21 protein-coding genes are annotated in these 20,991 nt (G+C 71.4%); 14 read left to right on the forward strand and 7 right to left on the reverse strand.

Annotated features, from left to right (window positions below; translation table 11 throughout):
• The first annotated feature begins 23 nt into the window (after window positions 1–23).
• The 4 genes from scpB (at window position 24) to IAG44_RS31600 (ending at window position 3,627) form a co-directional block, all read left to right on the forward strand.
• Window positions 24–593 carry an SMC-Scp complex subunit ScpB gene (gene scpB, locus IAG44_RS31585; protein WP_246564650.1) on the forward strand — a complete coding sequence of 190 codons (570 nt, stop codon included), beginning with the start codon at window positions 24–26 and terminating at the stop codon, window positions 591–593.
• Window positions 593–1,714: a pseudouridine synthase gene (locus IAG44_RS31590; protein WP_187750485.1), complete on the forward strand. Its 1,122-nt coding sequence runs from the start codon at window positions 593–595 to the stop codon at window positions 1,712–1,714. Before scpB ends, IAG44_RS31590 begins: the two co-directional genes overlap by 1 nt.
• Before the next feature lie 159 nt (window positions 1,715–1,873).
• The gene (locus tag IAG44_RS31595) at window positions 1,874–2,605 is read left to right on the forward strand and encodes an NUDIX hydrolase (RefSeq protein WP_425508537.1); all 732 of its coding nucleotides are present in this window, start codon (window positions 1,874–1,876) and stop codon (window positions 2,603–2,605) included.
• On the forward strand, window positions 2,602–3,627 hold the full coding sequence (locus tag IAG44_RS31600; RefSeq protein ID WP_187750487.1) for an ADP-ribosylglycohydrolase family protein: 1,026 nt from the start codon (window positions 2,602–2,604) through the stop codon (window positions 3,625–3,627). Before IAG44_RS31595 ends, IAG44_RS31600 begins: the two co-directional genes overlap by 4 nt.
• 33 nt (window positions 3,628–3,660) lie before the next feature.
• Here the strand turns inward: IAG44_RS31600 and IAG44_RS31605 are convergent, their stop codons facing one another.
• Window positions 3,661–4,068, reverse strand: a complete 408-nt coding sequence (locus tag IAG44_RS31605; RefSeq protein WP_187750488.1) for a Rieske (2Fe-2S) protein — start codon at window positions 4,066–4,068, stop codon at window positions 3,661–3,663.
• A gap of 251 nt (window positions 4,069–4,319) precedes the next feature.
• Between IAG44_RS31605 and IAG44_RS31610 the strand changes: the two genes are divergently transcribed.
• The 4 genes from IAG44_RS31610 to der all read left to right on the forward strand — a co-directional run bounded on the left by IAG44_RS31610 (window position 4,320) and on the right by der (window position 8,420).
• Window positions 4,320–5,405: a prephenate dehydrogenase gene (locus IAG44_RS31610; protein ID WP_187750489.1), complete on the forward strand. Its 1,086-nt coding sequence runs from the start codon at window positions 4,320–4,322 to the stop codon at window positions 5,403–5,405.
• 121 nt (window positions 5,406–5,526) lie between these two features.
• Window positions 5,527–6,216 (forward strand): (d)CMP kinase, encoded by a 690-nt coding sequence (gene cmk, locus IAG44_RS31615; protein WP_187750490.1) that lies wholly within the window; start codon window positions 5,527–5,529, stop codon window positions 6,214–6,216.
• A gap of 83 nt (window positions 6,217–6,299) precedes the next feature.
• A complete protein-coding gene (locus IAG44_RS31620) occupies window positions 6,300–6,887 on the forward strand; it encodes a lysophospholipid acyltransferase family protein (RefSeq protein ID WP_246564664.1) in 588 nt (195 codons plus the stop codon).
• 72 nt (window positions 6,888–6,959) lie between these two features.
• Window positions 6,960–8,420 (forward strand): ribosome biogenesis GTPase Der, encoded by a 1,461-nt coding sequence (der, locus tag IAG44_RS31625; RefSeq protein WP_187752929.1) that lies wholly within the window; start codon window positions 6,960–6,962, stop codon window positions 8,418–8,420.
• Window positions 8,421–8,478: 58 nt separating this feature from the next.
• Here der and IAG44_RS31630 read toward each other — a convergent pair whose 3' ends face one another.
• Window positions 8,479–8,898 carry a hypothetical protein gene (locus IAG44_RS31630; protein ID WP_187750491.1) on the reverse strand — a complete coding sequence of 140 codons (420 nt, stop codon included), beginning with the start codon at window positions 8,896–8,898 and terminating at the stop codon, window positions 8,479–8,481.
• 62 nt (window positions 8,899–8,960) lie between these two features.
• On the reverse strand, window positions 8,961–9,734 hold the full coding sequence (locus tag IAG44_RS31635; RefSeq protein ID WP_187750492.1) for a hypothetical protein: 774 nt from the start codon (window positions 9,732–9,734) through the stop codon (window positions 8,961–8,963).
• Between the two features lie 511 nt (window positions 9,735–10,245).
• On the opposite strand from IAG44_RS31635, the gene IAG44_RS31640 reads away from it, so the two are divergent.
• The 3 genes from IAG44_RS31640 (at window position 10,246) to IAG44_RS31650 (ending at window position 12,284) form a co-directional block, all read left to right on the forward strand.
• The gene (locus IAG44_RS31640) at window positions 10,246–10,980 is read left to right on the forward strand and encodes a transglycosylase family protein (protein WP_187750493.1); all 735 of its coding nucleotides are present in this window, start codon (window positions 10,246–10,248) and stop codon (window positions 10,978–10,980) included.
• A 114-nt stretch (window positions 10,981–11,094) separates the two neighbouring features.
• Window positions 11,095–11,646 carry a LysM peptidoglycan-binding domain-containing protein gene (locus IAG44_RS31645; RefSeq protein WP_187750494.1) on the forward strand — a complete coding sequence of 184 codons (552 nt, stop codon included), beginning with the start codon at window positions 11,095–11,097 and terminating at the stop codon, window positions 11,644–11,646.
• Between the two features lie 140 nt (window positions 11,647–11,786).
• The gene (locus tag IAG44_RS31650) at window positions 11,787–12,284 is read left to right on the forward strand and encodes an MTB12 C-terminal domain-containing protein (protein WP_187750495.1); all 498 of its coding nucleotides are present in this window, start codon (window positions 11,787–11,789) and stop codon (window positions 12,282–12,284) included.
• A gap of 65 nt (window positions 12,285–12,349) precedes the next feature.
• Here the strand turns inward: IAG44_RS31650 and ctaD are convergent, their stop codons facing one another.
• Window positions 12,350–13,987 (reverse strand): aa3-type cytochrome oxidase subunit I, encoded by a 1,638-nt coding sequence (gene ctaD, locus IAG44_RS31655; RefSeq protein WP_187750496.1) that lies wholly within the window; start codon window positions 13,985–13,987, stop codon window positions 12,350–12,352.
• A gap of 362 nt (window positions 13,988–14,349) precedes the next feature.
• On the opposite strand from ctaD, the gene IAG44_RS31660 reads away from it, so the two are divergent.
• On the forward strand, window positions 14,350–14,565 hold the full coding sequence (locus IAG44_RS31660) for an I78 family peptidase inhibitor (protein ID WP_187750497.1): 216 nt from the start codon (window positions 14,350–14,352) through the stop codon (window positions 14,563–14,565).
• A 324-nt stretch (window positions 14,566–14,889) separates the two neighbouring features.
• Here IAG44_RS31660 and IAG44_RS31665 read toward each other — a convergent pair whose 3' ends face one another.
• On the reverse strand, window positions 14,890–15,900 hold the full coding sequence (locus tag IAG44_RS31665; protein WP_187750498.1) for a phosphatase PAP2 family protein: 1,011 nt from the start codon (window positions 15,898–15,900) through the stop codon (window positions 14,890–14,892).
• A gap of 238 nt (window positions 15,901–16,138) precedes the next feature.
• A complete protein-coding gene (locus IAG44_RS31670) occupies window positions 16,139–17,380 on the reverse strand; it encodes a mannosyltransferase family protein (RefSeq protein WP_187750499.1) in 1,242 nt (413 codons plus the stop codon).
• 223 nt (window positions 17,381–17,603) lie between these two features.
• On the opposite strand from IAG44_RS31670, the gene IAG44_RS31675 reads away from it, so the two are divergent.
• Entirely contained in the window at window positions 17,604–19,190 is a 1,587-nt protein-coding gene (locus tag IAG44_RS31675) for an MFS transporter (protein WP_187750500.1), read from the forward strand.
• 74 nt (window positions 19,191–19,264) lie between these two features.
• Window positions 19,265–20,437 (forward strand): acyl-CoA dehydrogenase family protein, encoded by a 1,173-nt coding sequence (locus IAG44_RS31680; RefSeq protein WP_187750501.1) that lies wholly within the window; start codon window positions 19,265–19,267, stop codon window positions 20,435–20,437.
• A gap of 35 nt (window positions 20,438–20,472) precedes the next feature.
• Here the strand turns inward: IAG44_RS31680 and IAG44_RS31685 are convergent, their stop codons facing one another.
• Window positions 20,473–20,913, reverse strand: coding sequence for a cell division protein SepF (locus IAG44_RS31685; protein ID WP_187750502.1), 441 nt, complete (start codon window positions 20,911–20,913; stop codon window positions 20,473–20,475).
• Window positions 20,914–20,991 lie beyond the last annotated feature (78 nt).

The raw sequence follows: 20,991 nt of genomic DNA on the forward strand, positions 1-20,991 counted from the left end.
AGCCCGCCCTTGAGGCCGTCCTGATGGTCGTCGACGAACCGGCGACCGAGGAGCACCTGGCGAAGATCCTCCAGCGGCCCCGGCGGCAGATCGCGGACGCCCTCAGGGAGCTGGCCGACGAGTACACGGCACAGGGCCGGGGGTTCGAGCTGCGGGCCGTCGCCGGGGGCTGGCGCTACTACACGCGGCCCGCCTACTCCGCGGCCGTCGAGGGCTTCGTCCTGGACGGCCAGCAGGCCCGCCTCACCCAGGCGGCGCTGGAGACACTGGCCGTCGTCGCCTACCGGCAGCCGGTCAGCCGCAGCCGGGTCTCCGCGGTGCGCGGGGTGAACTGCGACGGTGTGATGCGCACCCTGTTGCAGCGGGGGCTGGTCGAGGAAGCGGGCGCGGAACCCGAAACAGGTGCGATCCTGTATGTGACGACGAACTACTTCCTGGAGCGGATGGGCCTGCGCGGTCTGGACGAGCTTCCGGAACTCGCGCCCTTCCTCCCGGAGGCGGAGGCGATCGAGGCCGAGACGCTGGAAGGGGTCCCGTCGTTCGATCCGGACGCTCCGGATTCCGAGGACGAAGACGACAAGACGGAACTTTGATGCGAAGCAGCAGCGGCAGGAACAGCGGCGGAAACAACGGCGGGAGCCGTGGTGGCAACAGCGGCGGCCGCGGCGGGAACAGCGGCGGCCGGGGCAACTACCGGGGCGCCGGCAACAACCGCGACGACAACCAGGGCGGACGGCCGAAGAAGCCCCGCCCCGAGGAGCGGCGCTACGACGTGGGCCCCGGCGCCTCCCCGGAGGGCCCCAGGTCCGGGCGCGGCGCGTCCGCGCGCGGCGGCGCGAAGGGCGGCCCGAAGCAGTCCCCGGGCAGCGGTCGCGGACGCTGGGCCCCGGCGACCTCGCGCGAGTACGACGCCCGCGCGGAGGAGCGCAACCGGGAGCGGTACGCAGGCAAGAAGGACATCAAGCTGCCCAAGACCTTCCCGGGCGCCGAGCAGGAGGGCGAGCGGCTGCAGAAGGTCCTCGCGCGTGCGGGCTACGGCTCGCGGCGGGCCTGCGAGGAGCTGATCGAGCAGGCGCGCGTGGAGGTCAACGGCGAGATCGTCCTGGAGCAGGGCAAGCGCGTCGACCCGGAGAAGGACGAGGTCCGTGTCGACGGGCTGACGGTCGCGACGCAGTCGTACCAGTTCTTCTCGCTGAACAAGCCGGCCGGCGTCGTCTCCACGATGGAGGACCCGGACGGCCGGCAGTGCCTCGGTGACTACGTCACCAACCGGGAGACGCGCCTGTTCCACGTCGGGCGGCTCGACACCGAGACCGAGGGCGTCATCCTGCTCACCAACCACGGCGAGCTGGCGCACCGGCTGACGCACCCCAAGTACGGCGTGAAGAAGACGTACCTCGCGCACATCGTCGGCCCGATCCCGCGCGACCTCGGCAAGAGGCTGAAGGACGGCATCCAGCTGGAGGACGGGTACGCGCGCGCCGACCACTTCCGGGTCGTCGAGCAGACCGGCAAGAACTACCTGGTCGAGGTCACGCTCCACGAGGGCCGCAAGCACATCGTGCGGCGCATGCTCGCCGAGGCGGGCTTCCCGGTGGACAAGCTGGTGCGGGTCGCGTTCGGCCCGATCACCCTCGGCGACCAGAAGTCGGGGTGGCTGCGGCGGCTGTCCAACACCGAGGTGGGGATGCTGATGCAGGAGGTCGACCTCTAGAAGGCGGCTGTACGGCTCTGTGGCGGCCGGGTCCGGGTTCTCCGGGCCCGGCCGCCGTCGTGTGCGGGAAAGGGGCTCCTGGGGGCGCTGAGGGGCTTGCGGGGGAGTGGGGGCGGGTTTATGGTCGTGGTGACTATTAACGCGGGGGAGGCGACGGACGTGGACGGCTACGACAAACACGCGTACGAACCCTTCGCCGTCACCGTCGACCTCGCCGTGTTCACCCTTCGCGCGGGCGCCCTGCACGTCCTGCTCGTCGAGCGGGGGCAGGAGCCGTACGCCGGACGCTGGGCGCTGCCCGGCGGGTTCGTGCTGCCCGAGGAGTCCGCCGAGACCGCCGCCCGCCGCGAACTCGCCGAGGAGACCGGGCTCACCGGGAGCGCAGGGATCCACCTGGAGCAACTGCGCACCTACAGCGAACCCGGCCGCGACCCCCGCATGCGCGTCGTCTCCGTCGCCTTCACCGCCCTCCTCGCCCTCCCGCCCGGCGCGCCCGAACCGCACGGCGGGGGCGACGCGGCGCAGGCCCGCTGGACGCCGTACGACAGCGCCGGGCCGCTCGCCTTCGACCACGACCGGATCCTCGCCGACGCGCGCGAACGCGTGGGCGCCAAGTTCGAGTACACGTGCCTGGCCACCGCGTTCTGCCCGCCCGAGTTCACCCTCGGGGAGCTCCAGCAGGTCTACGAGACCGTCTGGGGCACCTGCCTCGACCGGCCCAACTTCCGCCGCAAGGTCCTCGCCACCCCCGGCTTCGTCGAGCCCGCGCCCACCGGCGCCGCCCGCCTCACCGGAGGACGCGGGAAACCCGCCGCCCTGTACCGCGCGGGGACGGCCACCGCACTCCACCCGCCGCTCGTCCGGCCCGCCACAGAAGGACGCCCCGCATGAGTTCTACGACCACGGTGCGCAAGCGCGCCGCCACAGGGGCCCTCGTGGGACTCGCCCTGGGGGACGCGCTCGGGTTCCCCACCGAGTTCAACGACGTGCCGCAGATCGTCGCCAAGTCCGGGCCCTGGCGGCACATGCCGCTGCCCGCACGCGCGCACGTGTCCGACGACACCCAGATGACGCTGGCCGTCGCGCGCGGGCTCAGGTCCGCGATGGACCGGGGTGTCCTCGGGCCGCTGCCCCTGGAGCGGCCGGTGCGCGAGGAGTTCGTCACCTGGTACCACTCCCCGGAGAACAACCGGGCACCCGGACGGACGTGCCTGCGCGCGTGCGAACTGCTGGACGACCCCGAACGGCCCTGGCAGGACGCCAGCCAGATCGACTCCAAGGGATGCGGGGCCAACATGCGCGTCGCGCCCATCGGACTCGCGCCCGGCCTCAGCGACGAACAGCGCGCGGGCGCCGCCCAGCTCCAGGCCGCCCTCACCCACGGCCACCCCACCGGCCTCGCCGCCGCCGACCTCACCGCCCACGCCGTACGCCTCCTCGCGCACGGCACCGGGCCCGCCGCCCTGATCGGCCTCCTGCGCGCGTACGCGCTGGCCAACCGGACCCGCTACCACCACGCCTGGCTCGGCGGCCTCTGGCGGCGCGCCCAGGACCCCGACGCCGAGCACTACATCGCGCGCGGGTGGGACGACTGCCTCGCCGCCCTGGACCGCCTCGAAGCGGCCGTGCGCGACGCCGACCCGGAGGACGACCCCTGCCTCGCCACCGGCGCCGGATGGATCGCCGAGGAAGCCCTTACGACCGGGCTCCTGTGCTTCCTGCTCTTCCCCGACGAACCCGTCACCGCCCTGCGCCGCGCCGCCTGCTCCTCCGGCGACTCCGACTCCATCGCCTGCCTCACCGGCGCCTTCGCGGGCGCCTGGCTCGGCGCCGACGCCTGGCCCACCGAATGGGCCGACCGCGTCGAGTACGGGAGCGAACTGGTGACGCTGGGAGCCCTGTGGGACGAGTGAGTCAGGCGCGGCGCGGGGCGGTGCGGGGCCGGCTCACGCCAGGGTGATCGTGCCGTCCTTGACGGTGATGTCCTTCGCGGGCAGCGGGCGCGGCGCCGGGCCGGACTTGACGGCGCCGTCCGTGATGCTGAAGGCGCTCTCGTGACAGGGGCAGGTGATGGCGCCGTCGGTGACGGCGCTGACCGTGCAGCCCTGGTGGGTGCAGACGGCGGAGAACGCCTTGAACTCGCCGGTCGCGGGCTGGGTGACGACCACTTTCCGGTCCGCGAAGATCTTGCCGCCGCCTACCGGGATGTCAGCCGTCTTCGCCAGGTCCGTCGGGCCCGAGGAGGAGCCGGCGCTGTCGTCGTCCGAGCTGCCGCAGGCCGTCGTCAGCGCCACCGCGCTCGTCGTCATCAGGGACGTCAGGAGGACCGTGCGGCGGGTCGTGGGGAGGGTCATGGGCGTCATCCTGGCACCGGAGGGCGGTGGGGCGGAGCAACCGGGACGGAGTGGCGTAAAGGTGCCGGACGTCTCAGAGGCCGGGCGGGCGAGCCGTTGTCGGTGGGGCTGATTACGCTGGACGGTCCAGAGGCGCAGTGAGCAGCGAGGAGCGGTGGCGTGGCGGTACGAGGGGTCCGGTCGGGGGCGGGGCGGCGCGGTGGCGCCGGTGTGCGGGGGCTCGGCGTCGCCGCGGGCGGGGGCGTTGCCCGGTGAGGACCGCGCTTGTCATCGGGACCGGGCTCATCGGGACGTCCGTGGCGATGGCCCTCGCGCAGCGCGGGGTCGTCGTCCACCTCGCCGACCACGATCCGGAGCAGGCGCGGACCGCGGCCGCGCTGGGGGCCGGGACCGACGAGGCGCCCGAGGGCGTCGTCGACCTCGCCGTCGTCGCCGCGCCGCCCGCGCATGTCGCCGGGGTGCTCGGGGACGCCATGCGGCGGGGGGTGGCGTACGGGTACCTCGACGTCGCGAGCGTCAAGGGCGGGCCCCGGCGGGAGCTGGAGGCGCTGGGCGCGGACCTCTCCCGGTACCTCGGGACGCACCCCATGGCCGGGCGGGAGAAGTCCGGGCCGCTGGCCGCGTCCGCGGAGCTGTTCGAGGGCCGGCCCTGGGTGCTGACGCCCACGCGGGACACCGACACGGAGGTGCTGAACCTCGCGCTGGAGCTGGTGTCGCACTGCCGGGCCGTGCCGGTCGTCATGGACGCGGACGCGCACGACCGGGCCGTCGCGCTCGTGTCGCACATGCCCCACCTCGTGTCCAGCCTGGTCGCCGCCCGGCTGGAGCACGCGGAGGAGTCCGCCGTGCGGCTGTCCGGCGGCGGGATCCGGGACGTGACGCGGATCGCGGCCTCCGACCCCCGGATGTGGATCGACATCCTGTCCGCGAACCCCGGACCCGTCGCCGAGCTGCTGTCCGACGTCGCCGCGGACCTCGACGAGACCGTGCGGGCCCTGCGGGCGCTGGAGTCGGGGGACGACGAGAAGCGGCGCACGGGCGCGGCCGGGATCGAGGACGTGCTGCGGCGCGGGAACGCCGGACAGATCCGGGTCCCCGGCAAGCACGGGTCGGCGCCCCGGGTGTACGAGGTCGTGGGCGTCCTCATCGACGACCAGCCGGGACAGCTCGCCCGGATCTTCGCGGACGCGGGCAGGGCCGGCGTCAACGTCGAGGACGTGCGCATCGAGCACGCGACGGGGCAGCAGGCCGGGCTGGTGCAGCTGATGGTGGAACCGAAGGCCGCGCCGCTGCTGTCGGCGGCGCTGCGGGAGCGCGGGTGGGGGGTGCGGCAGTAGGGGACGGCGGAAACCTGCGGCCAAAGTGCCGGACGGGCTGGTAGTGCGCACCCAGTAACCTTGTGCGGGGCGCTTTCGCGGCCCTGTATCCCACCACCACGCACCAGGAAGGTGTCCCCCCGTGGAAAACGGCGCCGCCCAGCCTGTGATCGTCGCTATTGACGGTCCCTCCGGCACCGGGAAGTCGAGCACGTCGAAGGCTGTGGCCGGGCAGCTCGGACTGAGCTACCTGGACACGGGGGCCCAGTACCGGGCGATCACCTGGTGGATGGTGCACAACGGGATCGACATCGACGACGCCTCGGCGATCGCCGCCGTCGCCGGGAAGCCGGAGATCGTGTCGGGGACGGATCCGGCGGCGCCGACGATCCACGTGGACGGCGTGGACGTCTCCGGGCCGATCCGGACGCAGGAGGTGACGTCCAAGGTGAGCGCCGTGAGCGCGGTGCCCGAGGTGCGGACGCGGATCACGGAGCTGCAACGGTCGATCGCCGCCGGCGCCGGGAACGGCATCGTCGTCGAGGGCCGGGACATCGGGACGACCGTGCTGCCGGACGCCGATCTCAAGATCTTCCTCACCGCCTCCGCCGAGGCGAGGGCGGCCCGGCGCAGCGGGGAACTGGGCCAGGGCACCGACGTCGCCGCGACCCGCGAGGCGCTGATCAAGCGGGACGCGGCGGACTCCAGCCGCAAGACCTCGCCGCTCGCGAAGGCCGCCGACGCGGTCGAGGTGGACACCACCGAGTTGACGCTGGCGCAGGTCATCGAGTGCGTCGTGACCCTCGTCGAGGAGAAGCGGGCCGGTAAGTGAGCCTCCTGCGTTCTCCCCGGCCGGCTCCGACCGGGCCCTCCGAGAAGGGCGCCGAGGTCGGGCGGCGGATCGGCGTCGGGCTGATGTACGGCTTGTGGAAGCCCCGCGTGCTCGGCGCGTGGCGGGTTCCGGTGAGCGGGCCGGTCATCTTCGCCGTCAACCACTCGCACAACATCGACGGCCCGATGGTGATGGGCGTCGCGCCCAGGCCGACGCACTTCCTGATCAAGAAGGAGGCGTTCGTCGGCCCCCTCGACCCCTTCCTCCTGGGCATCGGCCAGCTGAAGGTGGACCGCGCGTCCACCGACCGGAACGCCGTCACGCAGGCGCTGAGCGTCCTCGACAACGGCGGCGTCCTCGGGATCTTCCCCGAGGGCAGCCGGGGCGAGGGCGACTTCGCGGCGCTACGGGCGGGCCTCGCCTACTTCGCCGTCCGCGGGAACGCCCCCATCGTCCCCGTGGCCGTCCTGGGAAGTTCCGAGCGGCAAGGACGGTTGGTCAAGGGGCTGCCCCCGCTGCGCTCGCGCGTGGACGTCGTCTTCGGCGACCCCTTCGACGCGAGCGACGGCACCGGCCGCCGCACCCGCAAGGCCCTCGACGAGGCCACCGAACGCATCCAGAAGCAGCTCACCGCGCACCTGGAAAACGCCAAGCGCCTCACCGGGCGCTAGGCGACACTTAGTAGTGGACCAGCCCAAACACGGCGTCCACCGATCACCACGATGAACGAGGTACGGAACTTCATGAACGACGACAACCACTCCGAGCACGACCACGGAGCGCTCGGTGACGCCGAGTACGCGGAGTTCATGGAGCTCGCCGCGGAAGAGGGCTTCGACGTCGAGGACGTCGAGGGGGCCATCGAGGAGGCCGGGCACGGGCCGCTGCCGGTGCTGGCCGTGGTCGGGCGCCCGAACGTCGGGAAGTCGACGCTGGTCAACCGGATCATCGGACGGCGCGAGGCCGTCGTCGAGGACAAGCCGGGCGTCACCCGGGACCGGGTGACGTACGAGGCCGAGTGGGCCGGGCGGCGGTTCAAGGTCGTCGACACCGGCGGCTGGGAGCAGGACGTCCTCGGCATCGACGCGTCGGTGGCCGCGCAGGCCGAGTACGCGATCGAGGCGGCCGACGCCGTCGTCTTCGTCGTCGACGCCAAGGTCGGCGCGACGGACACCGACGAGGCCGTCGTCCGGCTGCTGCGCAAGGCCGGGAAGCCGGTCGTGCTGTGCGCGAACAAGGTGGACGGGCAGAGCGGCGAGGCGGACGCCGCGTACCTGTGGTCGCTGGGCCTCGGGGAGCCGCACCCCGTCTCCGCGCTGCACGGCCGGGGCACCGGCGACATGCTGGACTCCGTCCTGGAGGCGCTGCCGGAGGCGCCGGAGCAGTCGTTCGGGACGGCCGTCGGCGGCCCCCGCCGGATCGCGCTGATCGGGCGTCCGAACGTCGGCAAGTCCTCGCTGCTGAACAAGGTGGCGAACGAGGAGCGCGTCGTCGTCAACGAACTGGCCGGCACGACCCGGGACCCGGTCGACGAGCTGATCGAACTCGGCGGCGTCACCTGGAAGTTCGTCGACACCGCCGGTATCCGCAAGCGGGTCCACCTCCAGCAGGGCGCCGACTACTACGCCTCGCTGCGCACCGCCGCCGCCGTCGAGAAGGCCGAGGTCGCCGTCATCCTCATCGACGCCTCCGAGTCCATCTCCGTCCAGGACCAGCGGATCGTCACCATGGCCGTCGAGGCGGGCCGCGCCATCGTCGTCGCCTACAACAAGTGGGACACGCTCGACGAGGAGCGGCGCTACTACCTGGAGCGGGAGATCGAGACGGAGCTGGCGCAGGTCGCGTGGGCGCCCCGGGTCAACGTCTCGGCGCGCACCGGGCGGCACATGGAGAAGCTGGTCCCGGCGATCGAGACGGCGCTGGAGGGCTGGGAGACGCGGGTGCCGACCGGCCGGCTGAACGCTTTCCTCGGCGAGCTGGTCTCCGCCCACCCGCACCCGGTCCGGGGCGGCAAGCAGCCCCGCATCCTCTTCGGCACCCAGGCGGGCACCAAGCCGCCGCGCTTCGTGCTGTTCGCCTCCGGCTTCATCGAGGCGGGCTACCGCCGCTTCATCGAGCGCCGGCTGCGCGAGGAGTTCGGCTTCGACGGCACGCCGATCCATATCTCGGTGCGCGTGCGCGAGAAGCGCGGCAAGAAGAAGTAAGCGGTCGCGGTGACGAAAGGGCGGCTCCCCTCGGTGACGAGGGGAGCCGCCCTTTGTGTCAGTACCCCCGGCGCGGGCCGGGCGGCAGGGCCGCCGGGATGTGCTGCATGCCCTGGTACTGGTACGACGGCTGCGGCTGCTGGCCCAGCGTGCCCACCCGCTGCCACTGGCCCTGCTGCCGTGCGCTCTGGGCGCCCGCGCTGTAGGCGCTGTAGGAGCCGCTGAACGAGCCCGCGTACGACCCCGTGCCCGCGTACGACCCCGTGTACCCGCCGCCGTGTCCGGGCCCGCCCCCGAACGCCGTGAACCCCAGCTCCTCCTCCCCGCTCCGGTCGCCCGGCAGCGCCCGGAAGGACTTGACGTACTCGGCGTAGAGCGCGTCGTAGATGGGAGTGGCCGACGTCTGCGGGTCCTGTCCGGGGCGGGCGGACGGGATCGCGGTGTAGGACGGCCACAGGGAAGAGTCGTATGTGTGCACGTAGGTCCAAACGACCCGGGCGGGCAAGGGATGCGGTGACGGAGGTGTGAGCGGGGTGTGGCTCAGGTGCCCGCGAGCGGCATCGCGGCGGCGACCAACTGGCCGTTCGCGGCGGCCTTGTCGAGGGCGTCGCGCAGCAGGTCCTCGCGCGGCTGGCGGCCGATGGAGCCGACCGGTGCCGCGAACATCAGCACCTGCTGGTGCTTGTTGGCCGCCGCCCGCCAGCCCTCGGTGACCTGGAGCGGCTGGTGCGCCTGCCACCAGGCCACCGGCTGGCCGCCGTTCGGGCCGGGCTGGAGGATCGCGTGCAGCTGGCCGACGGCGAGCAGCACCGACCAGCCGTGCCGCACCGGCGGCACCTCGGTGATCTGGCTGACCGGCATGAAGCCCTGCTCGATGAGGAGCGGCAGGAAGTCGTCGCCGGCGCCGAGGGAGCCGGGGCGCGCGATCGGCGCGGTCGGCTCGACGACGAGCGCGGGGTGCAACTCCCCGGCGATCAGGACGAGTCCGCTGGTCACCCCGAGAACGGCCTGCTCCGGCACGGACTTCGTGGGCTCGGCGGAGCCGTTGATGGAGCGGACGGCGCCCTGGAGCTGTTCCTCCGTCACCTGGACGACCTGCGAGGGCAGGCAGGAGGCGTGGGCGAAGGCGAGGACGGCGGTCTCGTCCCCGACGAACAGGACGGTGCTGGTGCGCTCGTGCTCGGAGTCGCCCGGGGTGCGGCAGGACGTGCAGTCGTAGCTGCCGGGGGCGTTGTCTCCGGTGAGCAGCCGGTCGGCTTCTTCGTCGCCGATCTCGGTGCGTACCTCGTCGCTGACGTCGAGCATGCGCGGCACGGTGGCTCCCTCGGGATGCGGTGCTGGGGTGGGTCCCCGGCTCATTCAGACTCAACGGGCGAGCTGTGGTGGGAGTCACGCATCTGGGAGGAGTGAACCGGGTGGCGATCCACGGTCGGTCACTTTGGGCTTGGATTCGAACACGTGTGGTCAAGTAACGGGCGGGTCACGGGCGTTGATCCGGTGAGGTGACTCACAGGGCGCTCCGGTTCATGGTCGACAAATGCCGAAATGCCGGGATCTAAAGGCCGTTCAATCGAATTTGTTACCACCGGTAACGGCTAACTGGCCTGCGGAAACAGGGAGTTGGTTGCTAACGGCTCGTCAGGGCTCCTAGATTCCTCCGCCGGTGCACCGAGCACCATCCGGAATCCGTACGCCGGCCGCGCTGAGACAGACAGCGCGCCGAAGCATCACGTCGGCGCACGGGGGGCGGAACGCTTTATCGGCGTGCGAACGCGGATAGCGTCCCGTCCGTCAGGGGGAACCGGGTCCGTAGAGAGGGAACTTCATGTCCGAGTGTGCCGATAACACCCGCCGCGCCCGCACGACCGCTGTCCTCGCCGGGGCAGCGCTGCTCGCGCCCCTCGGTCTGCTGGCCACGAGCGGCAACGCCGCCGCAGCCGACAGCGGGGTGTGGGACCGGATCGCCAAGTGCGAGAGCGGCGGCGACTGGCACATCAACACCGGCAACGGCTACTACGGCGGGCTGCAGTTCTCCGCCTCGACCTGGCGCGCGTACGGCGGCACCGCCTACGCGGCGACGGCCGACCAGGCCAGCAGGGCGCAGCAGATCGCCGTCGCCACGAAGGTGCAGCGCGGGCAGGGCTGGGGCGCCTGGCCGGTGTGCTCGTCCCGGGCGGGGGCGTACGGCAGCGCGCCGTCGAACTCCGGGGCGGGGACGGGGTCTTCGGGCTCCGGCTCGTCGTCCGGGTCCGGCTCGGCGTCCGGGTCCGGCTCGGTGAAGAAGTACAAGAGCGAGAGCTCCTACAAGAACCGCTCGAACAAGAGCGGGTCGTCCGGCGAGAGTTCGCGCAAGAACTCCGCGCCGCGCTCCTCCGAGAACACCACGCGCGGCACGGTCCGTGCGATGCCGGGGGCCAACTACACCGTCCGCTCCGGTGACACGCTCAGCGCGATCGCCGAGCGCAACGGCACGACGTGGGGGCGGCTGTACTCCGCCAACAAGGCCGTCATCGGAGGCAACCCCGACCTGATCGTGCCCGGACAGCGGCTCCTCGTCTGAGCCGCGGTACGCGTCCGGGGGCTGGGCCCCACCCGGTGAGCCGACCGGGTGGGGCCCCCGCCGCGTCCGGCGCGGCCCTCCGGGGGCGGGCGGGGCGGTGTCTACGGTGACGCGGTGCTTCTCCTCGCCGCTCTGCTGTCCCTCGTGACGCCGGCCTCTTCGACGCCGGCCGCTCCGGTGCCGGGGCCCGTGTCGTACGCGTGTGCCCGTGACGGGTGGCCCTGGGAGTGCGTCGCCGAGTGCGAGAGCGGCGGGCGGTGGGACGCGAACACCGGCAACGGGTACTACGGGGGGCTCCAGTTCTGGGCGCCCACCTGGAAGGACTTCGGGGGACCGAGGTACGCCCCGCGCGCGGATCTCGCGACGCGGGAGCAGCAGATCGCCGTCGCGCAGGACGTGCTCGCCGCGCAGGGATGGGGGGCCTGGCCCGCGTGTTCCGAGCGGTACCGGCTGCGGGGGCGGATGCATGTCGTGAAGGCGGGGGACACGCTCTCCGGGATCGCCGCGAAGTACCGGGTCGCCGGGGGATGGCGGGCGCTGTACGAGGCCAACCGGGACGTCGTCGGGGAGCATCCCGACCGGCTCAACCCCGGTACGTTCCTGGTGCTGCCGGGGGCCGGTGCGCGTGAGCTTCCGCCGGCCGTCTTCGGACCGCCGCTCGGCTGAGGAGGCCGGCTGCCGTCCGAGGGGCGCGGCCCAGGTGCCGGTTCGGTCTCGCTGTGGTTCAAGTGGCTGTCGTGGTGGGCCTGTTGGCTGCAAGATGCCTTCGAACAGGCGTCCATGTCGACTACTTGGTGGTGCATCAGATGGGTCCGCGGAATCGTGCCGGGCGCGTGGTGGGGGCGGGCGCCGTCGCCGTCCTCCTGCTCACGCTCTCCTCCTGCAGCGACGACGACCACGACGACCAGGCCCTCCTCACCCCCACGCCGGTCCCCTCCACGAGTCGCCCCACCGCTCCCGACGACCCCTCCGCCGCCGAGCGCTCCATCCGCGCCAACTGGACCAAGTTCTTCGACCCGAGGACGCCGGCGCACCAGCGGCAGGCGCTGCTGGAGAACGGCAAACTCCTCGCCGGGGTCCTTCAGACGTACGACGCCGGCGCACAGGGCGGCGCGTCCGTCCAGAAGATCGAGTTCGCGTCCGCTGTGCGCGCCGAGGTGACGTACACGCTGTCCGGCTCGCCGAAGGCGGTCACCGGGACGTCCGTCGAGCAGGGCGGGACGTGGAAGGTGTCGGCGGGGACGGTGTGCGCGCTGCCGAGACCGACGTCCGGGGCGAAGGCTTCGGGGGCGCCGGTGTGTTGAGGGGAGCTGGGGCGTGGCGCACGCGTGTGTTCTGTACGCCTCCGGCGCGGGGTGTGCCGTCGTCCTCACCTTCGTTCCGTGTGTTCCGGGTGGTGGAGGTCGAAGGCCGGGGACTCCGAGCGGATGCGGGGGAGGGTGGTGAAGTTGTGGCGTGGGGGCGGGCAGGAGGTGGCCCATTCGAGGGAGCGGCCGTAGCCCCAGGGGTCGTCGGTCTCCACGCGGGTGCCGTACTTGGCCGTTTTCCAGACGTTGTAGAGGAAGGGGAGGGTGGACAGGCCCAGGAGGAACGCGCCGATCGAGGAGACCGTGTTGAGGGCCGTGAAGCCGTCGGCCGCGAGGTAGTCGGCGTAGCGGCGGGGCATGCCCTCGGCGCCCAGCCAGTGCTGGACGAGGAAGGTGGTGTGAAAGCCGGTGAAGAGGGTCCAGAAGTGGACCTTGCCGAGGCGTTCGTCGAGGAGTTTGCCGGTGAACTTGGGCCACCAGAAGTGGAACCCGGCGAAGACGGCGAAGACGACGGTCCCGAAGACGACGTAGTGGAAGTGGGCGACGACGAAGTACGTGTCGGTGACGTGGAAGTCCATCGGCGGTGAGGCGAGGATGACGCCGGTGAGGCCGCCGAAGAGGAACGTCACGAGGAAGCCGGTCGCCCACAGCATCGGCGTCTCGAAGGAGAGCGACCCCTTGAGCATCGTCCCCGTCCAGTTGAAGAACTTCACGCCGGTCGGGACGGCGATGAGGAAGCTCATGAACGAGAAGAACGGCAGCAGGACCGAGCCGGTGGCGAACATGTGGTGGGCCCAGACGACGACGGACAGCCCGGTGATCGCCATCGTCGCGCCGACCAGCGTGAGGTAGCCGAAGATCGGCTTGCGGGAGAAGACGGGGATGATCTCCGAGACGATCCCGAAGAACGGCAGGGCGATGATGTAGACCTCGGGATGCCCGAAGAACCAGAAGAGGTGCTGCCACAGCAGCGCGCCGCCGTTGGCCGCGTCGAAGATGTGCGAGCCGAAGCGCCGGTCGGCTTCGAGGCAGAGCAGCGCCGCCGCGAGCACGGGGAACGCGAGCAGGATCAGGATCGACGTGAACAGCGTGTTCCACGTGAAGATCGGCATCCGGAACATCGTCATGCCGGGTGCCCGCATCCCGATGATCGTCGTGATGAAGTTGACCGCGCCGAGGATCGTCCCGAACCCGGCCAGCGCGAGCCCCATGATCCACAGGTCCGGGCCGACGCCGGGGGAGTGGACCGAGCTGTTGAGCGGCGCGTAGGCGAACCAGCCGAAGGCGGCGGGGCCGTCCGGCACGAACAGCGACGCCATCACGATGAGGCCGCCGAACAGGAACAGCCAGTACGACAACATGTTCAGTCGGGGGAACGCGACGTCGGGGGCGCCGATCTGCAGCGGCATCAGCTCGTTGGCGAACCCGGCGAAGCTGGGTGTCGCGAAGAGCAGCAGCATGATCGTGCCGTGCATCGTGAACAACTGGTTGAACTGGTTGTTGTCCATCAGCTGGAGCCCCGGGCGGGCGAGTTCGGCCCGCATCAGCAGGGCCATCACCCCGCCCGCGAGGAAGAACGCGAACGACGTGATCAGGTACAGGTGGCCGATCTTCTTGTGGTCCGTGGTGGTCAGCCAGTCCACGACCACCCGCCCGCTGCGTACCGGCAGCGCGGTCTCCGTCACGGTCTGAGTCCCCATCGCTGGCCCCTTCGACGCCGGCTCCCTGGACCCCGCCATGATGCGCGCGCGGCGCACGTCGCGACAGGGGGCGGGTGCGTGGGGTGCGCATTTCCCATGCGCCGTCAGATCATGTCGCCCGCACCGGAAGTGGAATGCGCCAGACGGCCGAAAGTGAATCCGGGGCTGCTTTGCGAAGGGATTTCCTGGACTTGATCTCGGGCCGCGTGAATTGCGTTCGAATACGTCCGGAACTCGCCCGGATCCGCTCGTACGTGTGACGTTCCGGGATCGAAACGCGTCACGTGATCCTGTGACTGAAGTGTGACCAGGGGCGGGAACCCGGGGTTCACGCGGGCTGTTCCGGGGCCTAGCGTGGCCGTATGGCACCGAATCCCACTCCCGCCGAGGAGCCCCAGGACAGCCCCGAAGACTACGTCGGACTCGAAGCGGAGGAGGCCGAGCGGCTTGCCCGCGAACGGGGGTGGCCGACCGTCAGGGCACTGCCGCCCGGGGCGATCATCACCATGGAGTACCGCGTCGGCCGGCTCAACTTCGAGGTCCGCGAGGGGGTTGTGTCGCGGGCTTGGAAGGGGTGAGGGGCGGTACGGGGGAGGGGGGGAGTGCCGGCGGGGGAAGGGCTGGGCGGCGGTACCTCGAAGGGTTGAGGCGCGGTTCCTGGAGTGGCTGGGCGGCGGTACCTGGAAGGGGTTGAGGTGCGGTCCCTGGAGGGGCTGGGGGGCGCTGCTTGGAAGGGTTGAGGCGCGGTTTCTGGAGGGGCTGGGCGGCGATGCGAGAAGGGCGTCGGGCCCTGCTCCTCCGGTTTCCGGCCGGGGCCGAGGTTCCTGAGCGGGGGCGGCGCCATCGCTGTCGGGGCCCGGTGTGTGCGTACCGTGCGGCCCCTGTGTCTCAGCAGACTCTCGTCAGTTCCCCGGTCTCGCCGCCGACGCCGTCGTCCCTCGTGGGAGGCGGTCGGCGTGGGGTGGGCGTCTGCTGCCGGCCGGGGTGACCGGGGTGCGTTCGGCGCGGGTGGTGTGCGGGCCGGGGGCCAGGTAGGCCGGGGATCTCGGTGCGCGGGGGCCTGCGATCGGGGCTTTCTGCAGGTCGACCGTCTTGCGGGGGGCCGCCAGTGACACGGGCACCGTGACCGGCGTCGCGGGCCGCCGCGCGGTACTCCACCGCTCGCGCAAGCGGTCGCGGAGGTCCAGGAGCCAGGTCTCGGCGCGGGCGATGAGGGGTTCGCACCAGGGGAGGGCGAGCAGCACGAGCAGGCCCGCGGCCCAGCCCAGCAGTACGTCGCTCAGCCAGTGCGTACCGAGGTAGACGGTGGTCAGGCCGACCCCGAGCGACGTCACCGCGGACAGCGCCGACAGCCAGCGGCGCGCTCTCGGCGTGGACGCCAGATACGCCAGGATTCCCCAGGTCACCACGGCGTTGGCGGTGTGACCGCTGGGGAATATATCGCCGCCGAGACCCATCTCGTTCGAGCCGATCGTCGTCGCGTAGTGCGGGCCGAGACGGCCCATGCCGATCTTCGCGGCGCCGACGGTGATGTTCAGCAGGAGCAGCGAGGCACCGAGGACCAGCATCGGACGCAGGGTGTGCTGGCGCCATGACCGCCAGCCGAGCCAGGCCGCGACCATCACGGCGGTCGGGCCGCGCTGGCCGAGGACCACGTAGTAGTCGAGGAAGGCATGGATCGAGGGCCACTGCTGGTAGGGCCGGAAGAACATGACCTGCCAGTCGAACCTGACCAGCCACGAGGTCGTCACCACGAGCCACACGATCGCCAGGTAGAAGGCGAGGGTCGCGGACAGCAGTGCGACCCGGTGCCGGCTCATCCGCGGGAACACGATGTGGGCCGGGCGTTCGGGCTCCCGGTCCAGTCTCGCGAACACCCGGTCCAGACGGGTGAGGTTTCGTTCGGTACGCACCCAATCGACGTTACAGCGAGTGAGGTCTGTTCCCTCGCGAATCCACGGCTTTGTGATGACGATGTGATGTGGGATTGCTCTCAGGATGCCCTTTATTCCCACCGAATCCGAAATCGACGGCCGTTCGTACCTTCATTTCCTTTGATCAATCAGGGGGTCGGTTTCGTTGGAGTTATGAATGAGTTCGGCTGGCGGTAGTCGGGAATTAACAGTGTCCAGAAAACCGATCATGGCGGGGTCACGGCGGCCCTGATCCGTTCAGCCACCACGCCCCGTACACCGCCGACACCACCGCCGCGGCGGTCACCACCAGCGCGGACCGCGACGTCCGCAGCCTGGCCAGCGCGAGGGCGAGCGGCAGCAGGACCGGGAACGCGGGCATCAGCAGACGCGGTTTCGAGCCGAAGTAGCTCGACGCGCAGAGCGCGAGGGCGAGCACGACGCCGGTGTACACCAGGAGCGGTACCGGCTGACGCTGCCGTACGCAGACCGCGTACAGGCGCAGCAGCAGACCCACGCCGAGGATCAGGGCTAGGCCCGCGAGGGCGCCGAGCGGCGAGGTGAACTTCTCCGCGATGAAGCGGGCGAACGCGTAACCGCCGTCGAAGCCGTTGCGCCAGCCGGCCTGGACGTCCAGATAGCCGAGGGGGCCGTCACCGGTCCGGTGGCCGACCCACAGGACGTAGCCCAGTGAGCCGAGGGGCGCGATGGCCAGCCCGAGGGCGCGCGGGAGAAGCCGTGTGCCGGTCGCGGGCGCCGTGCTGCCGGGTGACACGGACGAGGGAACGGGGACGGAGGGGGAACCGGGGTGGGAAGAGGTCCGTTCTCGGAGCAGAGGGTCGGCGAGGGACCGGTCCCGCAGTACGGAAACGACTCCGGCCGCCCAGACCGCCGCCACCACCGCGAGACCCACCGGGCGGGTCAGGCCGGCCAGTGCCGCCAGGACCCCCGCCATGACCCACCGTCCGGTCAGTACGGCGTACAGGGACCAGGCGGCGAGAACCGTGAACAACGACTCGCTGTACGCCATCGACTGCACGATCCCCACCGGGAGCACGGCCCACAGCAGCACCGCGCACACCGCCGCGCGACCGCCGTACACCCGGTCGGCGACCGCGAAGATCCCCCAGGCCGCCGCGAGCGAGGAGAGGAGGGAGACGGTGAACCCCGCATCGGCGTACGACAGAGGTGACACGGAATGGAGAAGACGTTCCAGCCACGGAAGGAGAGGGAAGAACGCCAGATTCGAATGGACGTCGCCGTTCGGCAGACGCACCTCGTAGCCGTACCCCTGCTCGGCCACGCGGACGTACCACAGGGAGTCCCAGCGTGCTGTCAACAACGTGTACGCGCTCTTGTCGCGCGCGGCGCTCCACACCGTTAAGGCGGTCAGTCCCAGTGCGCGGACGGCCGCGAATCCCAGGAGGGCCGGGGCCGCCCGGCGCAGGGTCGGGGAGTCGCGTGCCGCAGTCTCGATCATGGGAGCGATTATCAGGCGCTTGTGGACGAGTGGTGTACGCCACATGGGTTCCGCGTGGCGTCTGAGAGGTCCGCCACGTGATCGGGGCGCGAACTCGCGTACGCTGCGATGCACTCGCCGTTCGTCCGCGCGGGCCGGGGACGCCGCTCCTCTCCGGCTGAGTCGCGGGGAGTCCCCACCCCGTGAACCCGTCGAACGGGCGAATCAGCTGGGAGGTACGCGCATGTCCGGGACGATCATGGCCACGGCTGTGCGCCGACGTTCGGGGGACGAGGCGGGGGCCCAGCGGTGGATCGTGCTGGTCGTGCTGTGTGTGAGCCTGCTGCTGGTGGCCGTCGACGCGACGGTGCTGCACGTGGCGGTGCCGGCGGTGACCGAGGACCTGCGGCCCGGGGCGATCGAGTTGCTGTGGATCGTTGACACGTATCCGCTGGTCTGCGCGTCGCTGCTGATCCTGTTCGGGACGCTGGGCGACAAGGTCGGGCGGCGGCGGGTGCTGCTGCTGGGGTACGCGCTGTTCGGGGTGGCGTCGGCGCTGGCGGCGTTCGCCGGGAGCGCGCAGGTGCTGATCCTCGCGCGGGCGCTGCTCGGCGTCGGCGGCGCGATGATCATGCCGGCGACGCTGTCGATCCTGCGGCAGGTGTTCCCCGACCGGCGTGAGCGGGCGCTCGCGATAGGGATCTGGAGCGCGGTGGCCGCGGTGGGCGCGGCGGCGGGGCCGCTGCTCGGGGGGTTCCTGCTGGAGCACTTCTGGTGGGGGGCCGTCTTCCTCGTCAACATCCCGCTGATGATCGTCAGCCTGCCGGTCGGCCGGTGGCTGCTGCCCGAGTCCAAGGGGGACACCGACGGGCCGTGGGACGTCGTCGGCGCGCTGATGGCCGCCGCCGGGCTGTTCTCCGTCGTCCTCGGGGTCAAACGCCTCGGGAGCGGGGAGTTCGGGGGGCTCACGTTCCTGCCGCTCGCGCTCGGCGCCGTCCTGCTCGTGTTCTTCGTCCGGCGGCAGCGGCGGCGGCCGTATCCGCTGGTGGACCTGCGGATGTTCGCCCGGCCCGCCTTCGGGACGGCGGTGCTGTGCATCGTCCTCGCCATGCTGGCGCTGGTCGGGCTCGAACTGATCGCCGCGCAGTACCTGCAACTCGTGCTCGGGTTGTCGCCGTTGCAGACGGGGCTGCGGCTGCTGCCGCTGACCGTCGCGGCGATGGCGGCGGGCCTCGCGGGCGCGCGGCTGCTGCGCCGGTTCGGGCCCCGGCGGATGGTGTGCGGGGGGTTCGTGCTGACGGCCGCCGCCGTGCTGACGCTCACCGGGATGGGTAAGTCCGACGACGCGGGGCTGCTGCTCGCCGGGTTCGTGCTGCTCGGGTTCGGGCTGGAGACGACGCTGTTCGCGGCGTACGAGTCGATGCTGAGCGAGGCGCCGGCGGAGCAGGCGGGCGGGGCGGCCGCCGTGGGGGAGACGTCGTACCAGCTCGGGGCCGGGATCGGGATCGCGCTGCTCGGGAGCGTGATGAACGCCGCCTACAAGCCGGGCGTGGTGTCCGTCGCGGGGGTGCCGGCCGAGGCGTCGGCGGCCGCCGGGCACTCGCTGGGCGAGGCGTACGACGTCGCCGGGGAGCTGGGCGGGCCCGCCGGGGGTGTGCTGCGGCGGGCCGCGCGGGACTCGTTCGTGCACGGGCTGCATGTGACGCTGCTGGTCAGCGCGGGGTTGCTGCTGCTGGGCGCGGTGATGGCGCTGCGGCTGCCGAAGGGGATGCAGGCGGAGGTGCCGACGGAGGTGCCGGCGCCCCGGGTGCCGTGCGCGCGTGACTGCTGAGGGGCTTGTTGGGGTGCCTGGCTGGGCGTAGGTTCCATGGTTGGTGACTAGCGGTGCTAGTTTTTGGAGGACGTGTGGGATCGTTCGACGTTGCTGATCTGCTGGGGCTCGATGAGCTGCTGTCCCCGGAGGACCTGGCCGTGCGGGACACCGTGCGGCGCTGGGTGGGCGAGCGGGTGCTGCCGCACGTCGCGCAGTGGTACGAGGCCGGGGAACTGCCCCAGGTGCGGGAACTGGCACGGGAGTTGGGGAGCCTCGGGGCGCTCGGGATGTCCCTTGAGGGATACGGGTGCGCGGGGGCGAGCGCCGTGCAGTACGGGCTCGCCTGCCTGGAGCTGGAGGCCGGGGACTCCGGGATCCGCTCGCTCGTCTCCGTGCAGGGCTCCCTCGCGATGTACGCGATCCACCGGTTCGGGGGCGAGGCGCAGAAGCGGGAGTGGCTGCCCCGGATGGCCGCCGGCGAGGTCATCGGCTGCTTCGGGCTCACCGAACCCGACCACGGCTCCGACCCCGCCTCGATGCGCACCTATGCGAAGCGCGACGGCTCGGACTGGGTGCTCAGCGGGCGCAAGATGTGGATCACCAACGGCTCCGTGGCCGGTGTCGCCGTCGTGTGGGCGCGGACCGAGGAAGGGGTGCGTGGGTTCGTCGTCCCGACCGACGCGCCCGGGTTCTCGGCGCCGGAGATCAAGCACAAGTGGTCGCTGCGGGCCAGCGTCACCAGCGAGCTGGTGCTCGACGACGTACGGCTGCCCGGCGACGCCGTGCTGCCCGAGGTCGTCGGCCTGAAGGGGCCGCTGAGCTGTCTGTCGCACGCCCGGTACGGGATCGTGTGGGGCGCGATGGGGGCGGCGCGGGCCTGTTTCGAGACGGCCGTGGAGTACGCGAAGACGCGCGAGCAGTTCGGACGGCCGATCGGGGGGTTCCAGCTCACGCAGGCCAAACTCGCCGACATGGCCGTTGAGTTGCACAAGGGCGTCCTGCTCGCCCATCACCTGGGCCGGCGGATGGACGCGGGACGGCTGCGGCCCGAGCAGGTCAGCTTCGGGAAGCTCAACAACGTCCGCGAGGCCATCGAGATCTGCCGGACGTCGCGGACGGTCCTCGGTGCCAACGGGATCTCGCTGGAGTACCCCGTGATGCGGCACGCGACGAACCTGGAGTCGGTGCTCACCTACGAAGGCACCGTGGAGATGCACCAGTTGGTGCTGGGCAAGGCGCTCACCGGACTCGACGCCTTCCGCTGACCCCCCGAGGGGCAGGGCCGGTGAGCGGCCCTGCCTCAGCTCTGGTTGAAGAAGCCGTCCGTGCGGTGGCCGCCGGGGTCGCCGTTGACGATCTCCGTGTGGGCCGGGGTCAGCAGGAACACGCGCGTGGAGACGCGTTCGATGGAACCGCGCAGTCCGAAGATGAGCCCGGCGGCGAAGTCGACGACGCGCTTGGCGTCGGCCGCCTCCATGGCCGTCAGATTCATGATCACCGGCACGCCCTCGCGGAACAGCTCGCCGATCGCGCGGGCGTCCCGGAAGCTGTCCGGGGTGACCGTGCCGATCCGGCGGCCCTTCTCCTCGGCCGTGTCCGTCGCGACCTTGACCCGGGGGTCGGTGACCCAGGCGGCGTCGCCGGAGTCGGTCCCCTCGGAGTAGTCGTCGTCGTAGTAACGCTCGTCATCGTTGTCGTCGACGAGGCCAAGCCAGGCACTCGCCTTGCGCACCGATCCCATGGACGCCTCCTCTCACAGCGGGCTTGCTTGCTATCCGCAGTACCCATGGTCGTCCATGATGCGGATGTCGCGCCAAGT

The sequence above is a fragment of the Streptomyces roseirectus genome, from assembly GCF_014489635.1.
Classification (GTDB): Bacteria; Actinomycetota; Actinomycetes; order Streptomycetales; family Streptomycetaceae; genus Streptomyces; species Streptomyces roseirectus.